Origin of the sequence: Eisenbergiella porci, assembly GCF_009696275.1 — a bacterium.
GTDB lineage: Bacteria > Bacillota > Clostridia > Lachnospirales > Lachnospiraceae > Eisenbergiella > Eisenbergiella porci.
Genome location: NZ_VUMI01000085.1, coordinates 1 through 15024, shown reverse-complemented (window position 1 = coordinate 15024; position 15024 = coordinate 1). Strand labels below are relative to the sequence as shown.

At 43.9% G+C, this 15024-nt stretch carries 13 protein-coding genes and 1 pseudogene; 5 read left to right on the top strand and 9 right to left on the bottom strand.

Annotated features, from left to right (window positions below; genetic code table 11):
• The first annotated feature begins 416 nt into the window (after positions 1 to 416).
• Positions 417 to 854, top strand: a complete 438-nt coding sequence (locus FYJ45_RS27765; protein ID WP_154468228.1) for a phasin family protein — start codon at positions 417 to 419, stop codon at positions 852 to 854.
• On the top strand, positions 841 to 2436 hold the full coding sequence (locus FYJ45_RS27760; protein WP_276925289.1) for an ABC1 kinase family protein: 1596 nt from the start codon (positions 841 to 843) through the stop codon (positions 2434 to 2436). The genes FYJ45_RS27765 and FYJ45_RS27760 overlap by 14 nt, the downstream gene beginning before the upstream one ends.
• Before the next feature lie 33 nt (positions 2437 to 2469).
• Here the strand turns inward: FYJ45_RS27760 and FYJ45_RS27755 are convergent, their stop codons facing one another.
• Entirely contained in the window at positions 2470 to 2682 is a 213-nt protein-coding gene (locus FYJ45_RS27755; protein WP_021640106.1) for a zinc ribbon domain-containing protein, read from the bottom strand.
• Between the two features lie 279 nt (positions 2683 to 2961).
• Here FYJ45_RS27755 and FYJ45_RS29975 point away from each other — a divergent pair, with 279 nt between their 5' ends.
• Complete coding sequence (locus tag FYJ45_RS29975; protein ID WP_021640105.1) at positions 2962 to 3123, top strand: hypothetical protein; 162 nt, start codon at positions 2962 to 2964, stop codon at positions 3121 to 3123.
• A gap of 294 nt (positions 3124 to 3417) precedes the next feature.
• Here FYJ45_RS29975 and FYJ45_RS27750 read toward each other — a convergent pair whose 3' ends face one another.
• The 7 genes and pseudogenes from FYJ45_RS27750 to FYJ45_RS27725 form a co-directional block, all read right to left on the bottom strand.
• The gene (locus FYJ45_RS27750) at positions 3418 to 3711 is read right to left on the bottom strand and encodes a hypothetical protein (protein ID WP_154468226.1); all 294 of its coding nucleotides are present in this window, start codon (positions 3709 to 3711) and stop codon (positions 3418 to 3420) included.
• Entirely contained in the window at positions 3711 to 5873 is a 2163-nt protein-coding gene (locus FYJ45_RS27745) for a glycoside hydrolase family 2 TIM barrel-domain containing protein (RefSeq protein WP_195842022.1), read from the bottom strand. Before FYJ45_RS27745 ends, FYJ45_RS27750 begins: the two co-directional genes overlap by 1 nt.
• A 23-nt stretch (positions 5874 to 5896) precedes the next feature.
• A complete protein-coding gene (locus FYJ45_RS27740) occupies positions 5897 to 6745 on the bottom strand; it encodes a substrate-binding domain-containing protein (RefSeq protein ID WP_276925286.1) in 849 nt (282 codons plus the stop codon).
• 24 nt (positions 6746 to 6769) lie between these two features.
• Positions 6770 to 6865 (bottom strand): annotated as a pseudogene (locus FYJ45_RS33355) (LacI family DNA-binding transcriptional regulator); the annotation flags it as partial.
• An 81-nt stretch (positions 6866 to 6946) separates the two neighbouring features.
• On the bottom strand, positions 6947 to 8614 hold the full coding sequence (locus tag FYJ45_RS27735; protein ID WP_154468223.1) for an ABC transporter substrate-binding protein: 1668 nt from the start codon (positions 8612 to 8614) through the stop codon (positions 6947 to 6949).
• Positions 8615 to 8696: 82 nt separating this feature from the next.
• Positions 8697 to 9605 (bottom strand): carbohydrate ABC transporter permease, encoded by a 909-nt coding sequence (locus FYJ45_RS27730; protein ID WP_154468222.1) that lies wholly within the window; start codon positions 9603 to 9605, stop codon positions 8697 to 8699.
• A 17-nt stretch (positions 9606 to 9622) separates the two neighbouring features.
• Positions 9623 to 10567, bottom strand: coding sequence for an ABC transporter permease (locus tag FYJ45_RS27725; RefSeq protein WP_154468221.1), 945 nt, complete (start codon positions 10565 to 10567; stop codon positions 9623 to 9625).
• 998 nt (positions 10568 to 11565) lie between these two features.
• Here FYJ45_RS27725 and FYJ45_RS27720 point away from each other — a divergent pair.
• Together FYJ45_RS27720 and FYJ45_RS27715 are read left to right on the top strand one after the other, a co-directional pair.
• Positions 11566 to 12021, top strand: coding sequence for an RNA polymerase sigma factor (locus tag FYJ45_RS27720; RefSeq protein WP_021640096.1), 456 nt, complete (start codon positions 11566 to 11568; stop codon positions 12019 to 12021).
• A gap of 49 nt (positions 12022 to 12070) precedes the next feature.
• Positions 12071 to 13267 carry a hypothetical protein gene (locus tag FYJ45_RS27715; RefSeq protein ID WP_021640095.1) on the top strand — a complete coding sequence of 399 codons (1197 nt, stop codon included), beginning with the start codon at positions 12071 to 12073 and terminating at the stop codon, positions 13265 to 13267.
• Positions 13268 to 13370: 103 nt separating this feature from the next.
• Here the strand turns inward: FYJ45_RS27715 and FYJ45_RS27710 are convergent, their stop codons facing one another.
• Positions 13371 to 14894 (bottom strand): glycoside hydrolase family 32 protein, encoded by a 1524-nt coding sequence (locus tag FYJ45_RS27710; RefSeq protein WP_154468220.1) that lies wholly within the window; start codon positions 14892 to 14894, stop codon positions 13371 to 13373.
• Between the last annotated feature and the right edge of the window lie 130 nt (positions 14895 to 15024).

Here is a 15024-nt window from a genome sequence, read left to right as displayed (position 1 = left end):
CCTCACTGTTTTAATAAGATTTTTTACTAACCCGCAAAGTCAGTAATCTTATTTTACTCTGAGGTATTTTTTTCTCAACCCTCTTTCTCGGAATTCCCTATATTTGAATTATACAGGAAGCTCCTTTTACAATACAATTTTCCCTCCCACATCCCCTCTACGCTCTCCCCGCCAACTCTCACAGACCATTTTAGTTCTCCACAGCCGCCCCACCGGAGAAAACCCGCCCTCCGCCCGTGACAAAAGCCGGAAGCTCCGGTGCTGACACGGTTAAGGCCATTACCCCCACCCCAAACTTATCAAACTCTTAATTTTTACTAAAGCTTTTCTGAAATCCAAGACATTTCCTGACAATATGTTATACTATAGTCATCACAAAAAATAACCCTCTTTTTTGAAAGAAAGGATGAATGACTATGGATATTACAGAAGGAATCAAAAAAATATTTCTTGCCGGTGTCGGCGCTGTTGCAACAACCGGAGAGGCTGCTAAGAACCTGATTGACAATCTTGTGGAAAAAGGCGAGCTCACCGTTGAGCAGGGAAAGGTCCTGAACGAAGAACTGAAGCGCAGCACCAAAGAGAAAATCAACAAACACGTTACCGTAAATGTGGTAAACGAGTTCAAGGATGTCTTCTCCGCAGTGGACAAGATGTCCCGCGAAGAGCTTGACGCTCTTAAAGAGAAGCTGAACGAAATGGCTGCTAAGACCGCTGAAGAAGCTGCTGAGGAAAAAGCGGAAGCTGACGCCGAAGCTGCTGAAGATGAAGGCTGCGGATGCGGATGTGAAGAGAAAGAATGCTCCAAAGATGCTGCCTACAAATGTGACGGGGAAAATTGTGACAACAAGTAATCTGCACCAGAATGACGCCTCCGGTATCCGATTAAAAGAGATACTGGGGGTTTTAAAAAAACATCATATTACTTCCGGTATTCAGCCGGAAAAGCTCCGGCTGATATTGGAAGACCTGGGGCCCACCTACGTGAAGCTGGGCCAGATCATGTCCATGCGTTCCGATATGCTTCCGGAGGCCTATTGCAAGGAGCTTGAACGGTTAAGAACCGATGTTAAGCCCCTTTCTTTTGATGTCATAAAAGAGGTGATAGAAGAACAGCTGGGCTGTCCGGCAGAAGAGATTTTCACAGAAATCTCCCCCATCCCCCTGGGTTCGGCTTCCATTGCCCAGGTTCATCCTGCCGTGCTTAAAAATGGGGAACGGGTTGTCATCAAGGTACAGCGCCCCCACATCCATGAAATCATGGCGGAGGATATCACCCTTATGCGCCATGCGGTATCTCTTCTGAGATTCACTATCGGCACCGGTGATCTTATTGATTTCCGAACGGTAATTGATGAGCTGTGGAAGACCTCCCAGGAAGAAATGGACTTTCTGAAGGAAGCAGCCAACTGCGACACCTTCTCTCTCAATCATAAGGACATCCGTTACGTAACCTGCCCCTCTGTATATCATAAGCTGACCACCTCCTGCTGCATGGTGATGAGCTATATTGACGGAATCCAAATTGATAAAATTGAAGAACTGGAAAAACTGGGCTATGATATGACGGAAATCGGCCGTAAGGCCGCGGAGAATTACTGCAAGCAGATTCTGGAGGACGGCTTTTTCCACGCTGATCCCCATCCGGGAAATATCCGCATTTCCGGCGGTCAGATAGCCTGGCTGGATTTGGGCATGATGGGAACTCTTTCTTCCCGTTACCGCGCCCTTTTTAAAAGAGCCGTAGTCGCAGTCCTCAAAAATGATATGTATGAACTGAAAAATGTACTTCTCGCCCTCGGCGAAGCCAAAGGGCGTATTAATCATGCCCTCCTTTATACGGACATCGATGATATTGTAAGCAAATTCCTGACTACCGGCTTCGGCAGCATGGATGTGGGCGATTTAATAGAAAAACTGCTGGATATGGTGAAATCCCATAATATTGCAATACCTTCTGATATCACCCTGCTTGGACGCAGCATGATAACAATGGAAGGAATGCTCTCCGCCTGCGCACCCGATGTGAATATGTTCCAGATCCTCTCCTCACACATGGCCTCCATCCTCATGGACGATTTCCATTTAGGCCATGAGCTTAAGAAAAATTCGCGCCTGGCTTATTCCTCCCTGTCCAAATCCCTGGAAATCCCGGCTCAGCTCTCCGATCTTCTCAACATCACCAAAAACGGACAGACAAAGCTGAACCTGGAGCTGGTAAATGCAGAAGAGACGGGCAGGATTCTTAAGAACGGTATTCACTACCTGGTCCTCGCCATCCTGGCCGCCTCTTTGTTCATAGGCTCCGCCCTTCTGTGCCTGGCGCCGGTTACACCTCTTCTGCTGGGCGTTCCCTGGCCTGCCTTTCTTGGCTTTTGCATGGGTGGTATACTGTTTCTATACCTGCTTTTCTGTATCTTCCTGCGAAAGAAATAACCTGAAACCTGTTCCGGTTCTTATGGCCGTCCCTTAGTTGCCGATCAGGAAGTCCAGAATATCCCAGCCATCGGAACCCTTCGCCTTATACAGCTCCGTATAGCCGCACTGACAGCAGCTTATGGTAACAAACTTTTTATTCTGAACATCAAAAATCTTTGCGAAGTTGCCGCCTGTGGCCTGGAACTGGTCGCTCTCATAATTCTGGCATCCGCATTTCGGGCAAATGTATTGTCTTTTTTCCATGATCCTCTACCTCATTTCCTCCATATTGATGCTTCACATTATAGCAGATTATTCTTAAGATAGATCTTAAATTAATCTTATTTTTCTCTAAAACCGTTTATTTAAAGAGCAGTTTCCTTTATAATTTTTATGTAACTTTTGTTCCCACAGCTGCTGCCGAAAGCCATCCTAAATCACCTATAACGTTGGCTTTCGGCTCAGGGAATCCGCAAAAGAGGAGGTATATCCTCTGCTCACCAAAGGGTTCGCATTTTGCTTCGCAAAACAAGGAGGATTGGTATGGCAATTGTTGGTGGATTATTAGGTATTTTAACTTATCTGCTTGTTATCGGCGTGATAGGAGGTATTTTATATTTTGTTGTGAAGGCCGCGGTAAAAGAAGGCATGCTGGATGCCCTTGAAGAATGGCATAAGGAGCATGACGGGGACGGCAGCTTTTAGAAGAACTATAAAAATACAACAGCCTTGCTGGATGAATTTCCGGCCTTCTTATTTATTTCTCTTAATCAGACTGCCACCCTCCCTGCTTTGTTTACTGCAAGGAGGATGGCAATTCATTTTTCCACTACTTTTTCAGTTCAAATATGTAAGTCCTTCAGGACACGGATAGTTCCAGCATAAAACTACTCACCACATAATTGTTATAATATCCCCAATCCATGACTACTGCAGTGTCTTAAGTCTATTGCATATTCATTACAGTGCGTATGTAAACAATTATTTCCAAGGCTTATTTCAGTCAAAACAAAGAGTTACACAGCTTTCCCCCAGTTTTTCGGAACATATCCTTACAATACACTCACCAGCGGTCCCGTCAGACCTTACAACAGCATAGGCGCGTCCGCCTAAAGCATGGATATGGTTTGCCCTCATACTTTCATGGCTTTCCGGATTTCCATTATCCACTCCGATAACTGAGGCTGTTCCTTCAGTAATAAAAGTCAGTTCTGATTCCGCCTGAGGACATAGATTTCCTTCCGCATCTATTATTTCTGCTTCTATCTGGCCAATATCCTGGCCGTCTGCCATCAGCGCTGCCTAAAGCAGGTCACCCGGATTGCTGCGGGAGTTCCGGCTGTCTTTACAGTATGACGCACCACATCTATTCCATCCCGGTAGCCCACCAGTTCAATACATCCCGGCTCATAAGGTACATCCCAGCTTAAAAACAGATTATCTGTATTAACCGGGATAGGCTCCTTATCAAAATGTCCATAATACTGTGTCATACCATAGGCCGGATAGGAATATGCTTTTTTCCCATAAGACCTTCCATTCAGGAACAGCTCGGCATATTCACAGTTTGTATAACCCAATGCCTGTATTATCGTTCCTTTCTCAACATCCATATTCCAATGAGGAAGCAAGTGTGCCATTGGTTCCCTTTGTTTCCAAATGCTCTGGTAGAAATAATAGCCATCTTTTTCATAACCGCAGGTATCCAGTACTCCGGCACTGGAAGAACGACCGGGCCAATGGGCCTCTCCCAGATAATCAATGCCTGTCCACATAAAATCTCCGGCGACATAATCATGAGTCATAGTAAACCGAAGCAATCTCCCAACCGCTACCGGAGCACTGTAATAAGGCCATTTCCACCAGCCGGCTTTTTCCTGCATCCCCAGCTGATATTTTCCCCTCACGCCTCCAATGCTGCTGTTTTCAGTACCTATTACACACCAGCCCGGATTCGCACGTTTGTCATCATCGTAAAGAGTTTCCGCCCTGGTACGCCACCTGTTTACATAATTATAACCTACCACATCCAGTTCATCCAGAAACTCCTGTGTTGCCGCCGCAGGCTCCGCACAGATTTGATCATTTGCCTGCGTTACAGCCCGATCCGGATCCATTTCCTTACAGATATCTCTTAAATGTCTCGCAGTAAGATATCCCTGTGCAGCAGTTTGTTCCGGTACTTCATTACCGATACTCCACAAAATAATTCCGGGATGATTTCTGTCCCTCATCAGCATTGTCCTTAAATCCTGCTCATGACAGCTGTCAAACCATTCCGAGTATCCTCTGCTTTCATGCGTATTGCTTCCCAGCTCCTTACTCTTCAGAATACGCCATTCATCAAACGCTTCATCCATTACCAGCAGTCCCATACGGTCACATAAATCCAACAATGCCGGATCCGGCGGATTATGTGACATACGAACGGCATTAGCTCCCATGTTTTTCAGTTTTTCCAGTCTTCTCTCCCAAATCTGCGGATGAACAGCCGCTCCTGCACATCCTCCATCATGATGTATACAGACACCATTCAGCTTCACCCTTTTTCCATTCAGAAGAAAACCTTTATTACTGTCAAATACTGCGCTCATGAAGCCGGTCATTAATTCCACTTCATCCTGCAGCTCTTCGTTTTCCCAAACACTTGTTTTTACCTTATACAACGCCGGATCAGATATATCCCACAGTCTGGGAGCCTTCACACAAATATCCTGTGTAAAAATAATCCGTTCCCCGTCTATGTTTCTGCCATCCTGTGTTCGTTCCTGTACACACAGTGTCCCGTCCGGAGTATAGATACAAGTCTCCACGCAAATTTTTCCGGCCTTCAAAGCTTTATCTCCGTCAGAAAGATCTGCCGAAGACATACATACCTGTGTTTCTACAATCAGCTTCGCCTGTTCTTTTGTTACTTCCGGCTGATGAACCCACACACCATAAGGAGCCACATGAAGCCTTTTTACTCCATAAATCCATACATTCCTGGTAATTCCTGAACCGGAATACCAGCGAGAGCTTGGCTGTGCGGAATTATCTACCTTAACATCAATAATATTTTCACTGCCGTCATGGTTCGCCACATCGGTTATGTCCCATCCAAAGGGAGTATATCCATACACATGTCTGCCAAGATACTTTCCGTTAATCCAAACCTGTGTATTCATGTAAGCGCTTTCAAAATGAATCATAACTCTGCCGTCATTTAATGCTTCAGGCGCTATTCTGAAAACTTTCCGATACCATCCCACCCCTGTTTCCACATACCCACCGGAACCACAGGAATCTGCATTTTCATTAAAAGGGTATTCCATGCTCCAGTCATGGGGCAGTTTAACCGGCCTGAAGTCCTTTGTCGGTGGCTCTCCCGGTGTAAAATCACAATCTGTATGGCAGAAAAACCAGTCCAGATTGAAGTTCTCCACCTGTCTTACACTTTTCGTCTCTAAATACATTTTCAATCCTCCATGCCGCATTTCTATTTTCCTACAGATTTTCTGAGCAAAATATCATGTCCTAAAAGCGTTTTTGCGTTATAGGTATCTCCCCGGAGACAATTAATTAACTGATTTCCCAGTACATTCCCTACCTGCCTTGCAGAAATACTCACCGCTGTTACCGCAGGGGAAAAGCAGTCCAGATTAGTACTGTTATAGAGAGATACAATTGAAATATCCCTGGGAATACGATAGCCCTCTGCCTGAAGCCGGGACATAATTTTTGTACAAACCACATCATCCCCGCAAATGATAAACTCTATCTTCCCGGCGAAAATATCTGCAATTATACTGTCTATTAACTCCATATGGATAAAGTTCGGATAAAACATCTGGTTGGCTCTGTCTAATCCATTTTTATCCAGGGCATCATAATAACCCTGGCACCGGCTTTTGTTTACTTCGTAGGATACAATACCCACTACCATGGCAAATCTTCGGTATCCCTGGCTAATCAGCAGAGATACCATTGTTTCAGCAGCTGCCCTGTTGTCCGTATCTACCTGGATTACATCCTTATATTCACAGGTACCCGCCAGGCCAGTCGGAAAATGAATGTCTGTCAGATACTTTAAAAGCCTGTCATTTTCCACTCCGCGCAGTAAAATCATTCCATCCACCTTTTTATTTTCCACAAGTGTCTGTACTCCTGATATTTCATTTACTTCGCCTACCGTAATCAATACATTATATTTAAGCATTGTTGCCATTTCGCTGATACCAAGCAAACATTCCTGAAAGAAGGGGACATTTATGGAATAAGCATCGGTAGGAATTACCACCCCAATATTCTGGGTCGCGGTTATCTTTGTTTCCTGTATTTTTTCCACCCATCCTCCCTGTTCCTTTGCGAAGGTTTGTATTTTTATTCTCGTAGCCTCCCCAATCCTTCCTTTACCGGACAATGCGCGGGAAACAGTACTTTTAGATACTCCCAGATGTTTTGCCATCTCATCAATTGTAATTTCAGCCACTCCTTTCAAGAGTAAAAGCCGGCCTGACGGCCGGCTTTACCTTTTTATACTTTATGTTTAACGGGTAGCCAGCCATGCATCATACTGTGTATAGAATTCATCATAAATGTTCTGCAGGCCCGCATCATAACACTTCTGAATCATCTCATCCAGTGTTGCATCGGAATCATCCACAAGTCCCAGTTCCAGCATGGGAACATAATCAGTCAACACGGCAGTAACCGCGGAAACATAGGATTTTACATTCGTATCGTCGAATACAAACGTAATGGTAGGATTCATCACTACACGCTCTTTCCAGGAATCGGTAATTAAGGTTTCGCGCTCAGGTGTTCCCGCCTCTTCCAAATCACCATTTTTTATTGCCCAGGAAGCTGAAATATTCATTGCAGGATATTCTGTTGCCTTATCAAGCTCCATATACTGTCCCTTATCATCGATGCTGTAATGTTCGCCTTCGATGCCAAGAAGAAGCAGTTTATTCAGATAGGTATCGTATTTGATAAGATCCAGAACCATTCCTGCCCATTCAGGATTTTTCGATCCGGCTGCAATTGCCATATCATTATTGGAATAAGCTTCCGCACCTACAAGATGATCCTTGGTAAGATCATAAGCCATACAGCTTACGCCCTCTGTCTTTTCCGCCTGTTCCATGTATGTAAATACGGAGGCATTCCACGCTATGGACGCACCCTGAAGATTTCCAAAGGAGTCATCATCCGTGACGGTATTAGTTAATGCACTACGGCTCCAACAGCCTGCATCTGCCAGTGTTTTCATATCCTTAGCATACTGACGGAAGGAATCATATTCATAGGCAAGCTTAATATCCTCTTTTGCAGGAATGTTGCCTTTATATTCATACATCATATCAAGCCAGCTGCTGTCCAATGCCAGGAAAGTGTCGGTCTGCTGACGGTATACATCCCACAGTTCATTATTATCACCAGATGCCGCCAATGCGTAAATCCCGCTTTCCGGCGTCTCCTTCTCTGCAATGGTAAGAGCAAACTGCATATAATCATCCCAGTTCTTTAACTCCGACATTCCGTACTTTTCCATAAGATCCTGACGGACTGCTACGATTTTCCCCATAGGAGCCGCTACATTGGAAGGCACCGCAATTGTTTTTCCGGAAATAGTAGTCTCATCCCAGCTTTCCGCTGCCTGATATTTATTAGTTAAAGGCATATAAGTTGAAATAAAGTCACCAGTCAGCTCATAAAAGGAACCTTTTGCGGCTTCATTATACATATAGCACCAGGGAGCAGTGAAAATAAGATCCACCTGTTCACCGCCTGCTAAAACCAGGGAATACATTGTCTGATAATCACTCCAACTCATAACTGTTACCGCAAGCTTAGTATTGTATGGTTCAAGGTACTCATTTACCAGCGCTAGAACCTTATCCCAGTCATTCGGTGTATCTCCTATCAGATACATATTAACCGTATATTCCTTACTCAGATCCGTTGCTGCATAGATTTCTGGGGAGGCTGCAATTTCCACACCTGCGCCTACAGCCTCAGGAAGGCTGTCCAGAAGTGAACTTCCCGGCTCAGTTCCTGCTTCAGCTGTCCCGCTGCCTGCAGCAGAAGCAGTTTCTGTGCTTTGTCCGCCTGCGGATGACGAAGGCTCTGTCTTTGTACTGCCGCAGCCTGCGAACAGGGTAATCATAAGACACATTACCAGGGTGATCGATAACAATTTTTTCTTATTCATAAGAAACCTCTCTTTCTTTTTTTATGTTAAGAAGCTCTGGCGCTTCATACATATCTTAAATTCCATTCTTATAATTTCTCAATTATCCCTTTACAGCTCCAATCGTCAGACCCTTGACAAAATAACGCTGAACAAATGGATACAAAAGTACAATAGGTCCGGTAGCTATTATGGTCATTGCCATTTTCATACTTTCCAGAGGAATCGACGGCAGCGCAATACCTGATTTTTCAGCAACAATACGCATAGCCTCCGCACTTCCCAGCATCCTTTGCAGATAATACTGCAGGTTAAACATATTTTCATTGGTGATAAACAGCATACAATTGTACCAGTCATTCCAGTAAGCCAGCGCTGAAAAAAGACTCAGTGTTGCCAGCAGAGGCTTGCTCAGCGGCAATATCAGGCGGGCAAATATAACGAAGTCATTTGCCCCGTCTATTTTAGCAGATTCACTGACTGCACTGGGAATCCCGGCCATAAAACTTTTTGCAATAATCATGTTCCAAACGGAAAACATCAGCGGAAGCAGGATTCCAAGATAAGAATTTTTCATATTCAGGTATCTGACGCACAACATATACCATGGAACCAGTCCTCCGTTAAACAGCGTAGTGAAGAAAAAGAAAAATGATACCTTATTGCGCCATGGAAAATCTTTGCGGGATAATACATAGCCTGTCATAGTTGCTATGAATACGGAAAGAAGCGTCCCTCCTGCAGTAACACCGATTGTTGTCAAATAAGCCTTCATTATGGATACAGGATTCTTAAGGCAGAGCAGATAACTCTGTACGCTGAAATCAGTAGGTATTACAGGATACCCGTTTCTAATTAAAGATGCCTCAGAGGTAAAGGAAGCAACTATAATCAAATAAAATGGAAGCACACATACCAGGGCAAACAAACCGATAAGAATATATCCAAGTACATTTACGGCAAGAACATCTTTGCTCATTCTCCTGCCATGATTTATCTTTTTTTCTGACATATTTTATACTCCTTCCATTAATACAGGGCATAATCCGGATCTGCTTTTTTTACCAGTCTATTACAGATAGTAATTGTTATAAAACAGAGCACTGACTGATACAATCCGGCAGCGGCTGATACACCAACATCACTGTTATTTATCAATAGCCGGAATACATAGGTATCAATTACATTAGTAACAGGCTGTAAGAGTGCGCTGGTTTTTACCGTCTGATAAAATAATCCGAAATCTCCGCGGAATATATTTCCGATACCCAGCAATACCAGTATCATCATGGTAGGCATAAGAGAAGGAATGGTAATATACTTAATCTTCTGCCATGCATTGGCTCCATCTATGGAGGCAGCTTCAAACATTTCCTGATCCAGTCCCGTAATAGCAGCCAGATACACTACAGAACCATAACCTGTCTGCTTCCACAGCTTGAGAAAAATCAATACAATTGGCCAGGCTGCCGGTGTATTATACAAATCGAAGGATTCCGCCCCCAACAGATTCAGTATATGGTTAAATACACCCTTTTCAAAATTGAAGATGTTATACATAATTGCGCCTGCTACAACCCAGCTTATAAAATAGGGAAGAAACATAAAGGATTGCGCAATCTTTTTAAATTTCTTACTGAGCAGTTCATTTAGCAAAATGGCGCTGCCCATTTCAAAAACCACTCCCAAGAACAAAAATGCGATATTATAAAGCAAGGTATTACGCGTAACCTGCCCTAGTTTTCCTGCAATAAGCAGTGCTTTGAAATTATCCAGTACTGACCACGGAGAACCATATATACCGCCTGCATATTGATAATTCTTAAACGCAAGCACAATGCCTGTCATTGGTATGTACGAAAAAACAATAACATATAGCAACGCCGGCGCCAGCATCACCAAAAGCATCCAATGCTTTCTGGCAGTTTTAAAAAACGGTATTTTGTACCGCTTATCCTCCGCTACTTTTCTCATTCTTCTACCTCCGTTTGTTTAATGATAATGTTCTATTAATGCAACCCCCATATGAAAAACTGGATTTCCGATTCATACTATGGATAATTTAATCGCGCAACAAATCCTAAATTATCCTTTATTTTTTTATTATTTTCAGTTTATTTTGCACATTTTTCGCAAAAACTAATTTTATACTTTTTGTTATTTATTCATATATTTCTATTAATTATTATATACATTTCTATTAAATTTCTATAAAATAATAATACTCTTGTGTCTTTTAACAATCAATTCGCATAAAAAACAAATATGTTTTATATGCATTATATAATTCCTCTAAAAATTATTCATTTATTTGCGCAACATTGAGCAACATATAATTAATCGCTCCTTACCATGCAACGCAAAACAATCAAATACCCCGCTGCAAGCAACGAGGCATCAAACTTGCAGCGCTGCAAAGCAGCGGGGTATTTGATCCTCGCGGCAGTCGCCAAGTATCCATGCAAGCATGGATACTTGGCTCGTTGCTCGCGGGAATAACAGACTTTTATGCGGCGCAATATCCGGGTGAAATTTTACAGGATAAAATATTCTCCGCATGAAGCTGCACTTCTTCAGATCATTTTTTTTTTAATATTTTTATAATTTCCAAACACTTCCCCTCCCCCATTCGTTCTATATATGAAAGCGCTGATAAAGCCCCGAAAAACCCCATCCACCGGAAAGGAGGTAACCCCATGAACCCTGAACTATATTATGAATATTTTCTGTTTACATCCGGATTACAAATTGAGAACAACAGACGCAAAGCAGAGCTGCTGGAACAAAATCCGCCGCCAAAGAGAAGCTTATCATCCTTTTTCCAAAGGCTTTTATCCCCGGCACGAAATCCGTCCAGACCGACAAGGCCCCGGAAAATACCGGACAAATCCATAAACCTACGATTTTATTTTCATTCCGTATCCGTTACAATAAAACCAAACAGATAACCCGCAGCCTGTCAGGAGTAATTTATGATAACGCAGATATATCATTTGTTTTTTCAGGAGCTTGTACATTATGCAGTCGGCATGACCGGCGACAAATGCTCGGCCGAGGATATTGTCCAGGAAACCTTCCTGCGCGCCCTGGAGCATGCGGATGTCCTGAATGGCCTTGATAAACACCAGTGCCGCGCCTGGCTGTATAAAACAGCGCGCAATCTATTTATAGACAGGGTAAGACGGGAGGCAGCGCGTCCTGAGGCTGGGGTAAAGGAAGAAACCGAGGACGATTTGTCACAGATCGAAGTCATGCAGCTTTGCAGTGAGCTGCCGGAGGAGGAACGGATTCTGTTTCTGAAACGGTACTTTGAGGGCTACGATTCCACCCAGCTTTCGGATATGTATGGAATTCCTCCTTCCACCGTCCGGTACAGGCTTTCAAGCGCCCGGCGCAAACTGCGCCTGAAATACCCGGAATTAAAGTAACTATGAGGATTATTTATCAAAGAAAAACAGGAAAAAGAAAGGCAGAATTATGGAACAATTAAAGAAATTATCAATTAATACCGCACTCTGTGATATGACTGAACTCACGGAAGAAATACTTTCCGGTTATTCGGAGCTTAATGTTAATGCCGCAGCAGTTCTGTTATCGGAACGGGCATCCGTACTTCTTTCCCGCTACTCCGTAAAAATTAATACAGCCAGTACACTCAAGGTTCCGGAGGGAACGAACACCATTGTTAAAAACGGTTCCGTTGTAATAGACGGAACTGACGCTGCCGCTGATAAAACGTTTCTTATGGTAAATGGTACATTGCTGCTTCACCCCGGGGCGGAAAAAGCTATGGAGAATTATGTGCAAATCATGGTAAATGGCTGCCTTATTTATCCGAAAAGCCTCGCCGGATATGTATCCCGCATCCATGTAAACGGACAGCAAAAATGTTATCCTGACAACGCCGTATGTATTCTGAAGGATCTTACTGTCGATAAATTTTTTATAATCCGTGCAGTGCAAAATACTCCATATTTTATTACCGGCAAAGTAACCATGATTGATCCGACGCTTGACCTTTCCATACTCATTCAAAAAAATGTATCCCTGCTGTGTGAAAAAGCACTGGTTAAGGAAAGCTTCTTTGAGCAGTCTCTTTCCCTGCTTGATGAAAATACTGATATTTCTGTTATTCCCGATGATTTCAGCCTGCTGCCTGATACTATGGAACTGAACGGATTTACACTGGCACAGCTTGGTAAAAAGCTTATCAGAATCGGGGATCTGTATATTACAGACAAAACAATGGAGGTTCTTCCTTCCCTGGAAGCACTGAAGGTCACCGGTACAATCTGCCTGCCGGAAAAATTCAGCAGTGAATTCCTGACATATCCCGTGGAGTATGGAAACATATCTCTCATAAAAGGAACCCTTATTTCAGACAAAAGCACACTCCACATAGATAAACAGCTTCTTGAACAGACCCCGGACGGCCTGCATGTCATGGACTGCGCCACTGTGGAAATTGATGAAAATATCCCCGCAACGCTTGCCCGTGAACGTCTTTTTTTGGAGGACTGCGCCCTTATAAAATGCCCTTCGGAATTAAAAAGTATTATAGAACTGATTTCTTCAGATGTTGCCTCTATTTCTGATTATACGGAGGAAACAGAGGGCGGCGATGAAAAAAACGATGATACCATCTATATCAACGCAGCCACATATAAATTCTGACCAACCGTATTTATCATTGTATCTCATCCACTGATATAATTATTTGCTGCCCACGCGGAAAAAGGAGCGCTGCTGTTATATTTGCAGTCGCTCCTTTTTATGTTTATTCAATCCGGTAAATATCCACATAAGCCTTTCCTGCGATATCCACCGTCACATTCCCGGCCTTCCTGTCGGCATCAAGTTCAAATACCGCATAGATAAGTCCGTTCTGTGCCGTAACCTCCACTATCTCACCGTCGGCTATGATGGAGAAGTCATTCAGCTCCTTCCCTATCTGCACGCTTTCCTTTCCCACATTCATTTTTCCGCAGGATGCGACATAGGTGACCGAAGTCCCATAGATATAAGCTACGAAATCTCCCGGCTTTTGCATATGGATACAGATTTCAACAGCTCCTGGCTTCTGCGCCATATAGAAAACCTTGCCCTCGCCCTGGGAGGCGGACACGCTTACTCTCGCCTTCTGGAATTCCCTGACAGGCACCTGCCTCAGCTTAAGCCCCTCCGGTGTCTGCGCCAGCGTCAGCTTTCTCGGAAGGCCCATCACACCGGTATACATCTTTCCTTTGTTCTTCGTACGCAGCCAGGGAATCGTAATAATATCCTCCGTCCCCCAGATAGTCTGCGCCGCATAGGGAATTCCGGTCAGATACGCCTCGTGCCTCACACCGTCCGATTTAAATTCATAACCGTCAAAATCACCAAGGAAATAAAACCCGTCCGCGGTCCAGAACATCCACTTGCTGCCGCCACCTTCCACGGGCACCTCCCGTAAATCAGGGCATTCGCTTGCCTGATCTAACGTAAGCACCTGGGTTTTCTTCCAGCTTTTCAGATCCCTGGAGCGCAGAATCATGAAATCATTCGCTTTCAGGTATAAAACCATATAATAAGCTTTGCTTCCCTCATGCCAGTAAACTTTGGGATCCCTGTTTTCCTCTGAAATATGCTTTACCACGCTTCCTTCCAGCTTCACAATATTCTTTCCGCCGTCCGTACTGTATGCAATCCTCTGGTTAAAGGTTTTGCCAAGGCTCCATTTGGATTTGTTTCCCGCACAGGTATAGAAGAAAATATGCGCATCCTTGGGAAGTCCCAGCATGCCATGTTCGTTCACGATTCCGCTTCCCGAATACACCACGCCATCGCTGTCGGGATACAAAGCGGTTTCCTTCTGTTCCCAGTGAAGCAGATCACGGCTCACCGCATGCCCCCAGCACATGTTTTCCCATCTGGTATCAAAGGGATTCTGCTGAAAATACAGATGGTATATCCCATCCTGGTAAATCAGCCCGTTGGGATCATTCATCCACCCTGTATCCGGCGCAAAATGGATGAGAGGATGGGGCTGCGTATTTTCCGGAATGCTGTCGCACAGGGACACGGCATCCAGAAAACTTCTGGGTATTTCCCCTTCTATCAAAAAGGTTTTTCCCTGATATTTTTCCACATTTACCGGCGCAAAATAGTGGAAGCTGTAAAAACCCGACTCCTTGTCATGCATGGGAACTGCAAACTCAAAAATCTTTTCATTCCTGCAAAGCACCGATACTGTCTTCACTTCCTTTTCCGCACATACCGGAATCAGAAGATATTTTCTGTTAATCTCAATATACCTTTTCATAACCTTCCTCCCTATTTAGTCAAGTGTTTTTTCCTTATTTTTCAAGAAATTTTTAATTTCATATCTCAGATAAATGAGCCAAGAGGATGGACATTTCTCTGTATCTGGTACGAAAATAGAGGGTTTTGGG

Coding starts and splice junctions, on each gene's coding strand:
- FYJ45_RS27765 (WP_154468228.1), top strand. CDS start 417: ATGGATATTACAGAAGGAATCAAAAAAATATTTCTTGCCGGTGTCGGC.
- FYJ45_RS27755 (WP_021640106.1), bottom strand. CDS start 2,682: ATGGAAAAAAGACAATACATTTGCCCGAAATGCGGATGCCAGAATTAT.
- FYJ45_RS29975 (WP_021640105.1), top strand. CDS start 2,962: ATGGCAATTGTTGGTGGATTATTAGGTATTTTAACTTATCTGCTTGTT.
- FYJ45_RS27750 (WP_154468226.1), bottom strand. CDS start 3,711: ATGGCAGACGGCCAGGATATTGGCCAGATAGAAGCAGAAATAATAGAT.
- FYJ45_RS27745 (WP_195842022.1), bottom strand. CDS start 5,873: ATGTATTTAGAGACGAAAAGTGTAAGACAGGTGGAGAACTTCAATCTG.
- FYJ45_RS27735 (WP_154468223.1), bottom strand. CDS start 8,614: ATGAATAAGAAAAAATTGTTATCGATCACCCTGGTAATGTGTCTTATG.
- FYJ45_RS27730 (WP_154468222.1), bottom strand. CDS start 9,605: ATGTCAGAAAAAAAGATAAATCATGGCAGGAGAATGAGCAAAGATGTT.
- FYJ45_RS27725 (WP_154468221.1), bottom strand. CDS start 10,567: ATGAGAAAAGTAGCGGAGGATAAGCGGTACAAAATACCGTTTTTTAAA.
- FYJ45_RS27720 (WP_021640096.1), top strand. CDS start 11,566: ATGATAACGCAGATATATCATTTGTTTTTTCAGGAGCTTGTACATTAT.
- FYJ45_RS27715 (WP_021640095.1), top strand. CDS start 12,071: ATGGAACAATTAAAGAAATTATCAATTAATACCGCACTCTGTGATATG.
- FYJ45_RS27710 (WP_154468220.1), bottom strand. CDS start 14,894: ATGAAAAGGTATATTGAGATTAACAGAAAATATCTTCTGATTCCGGTA.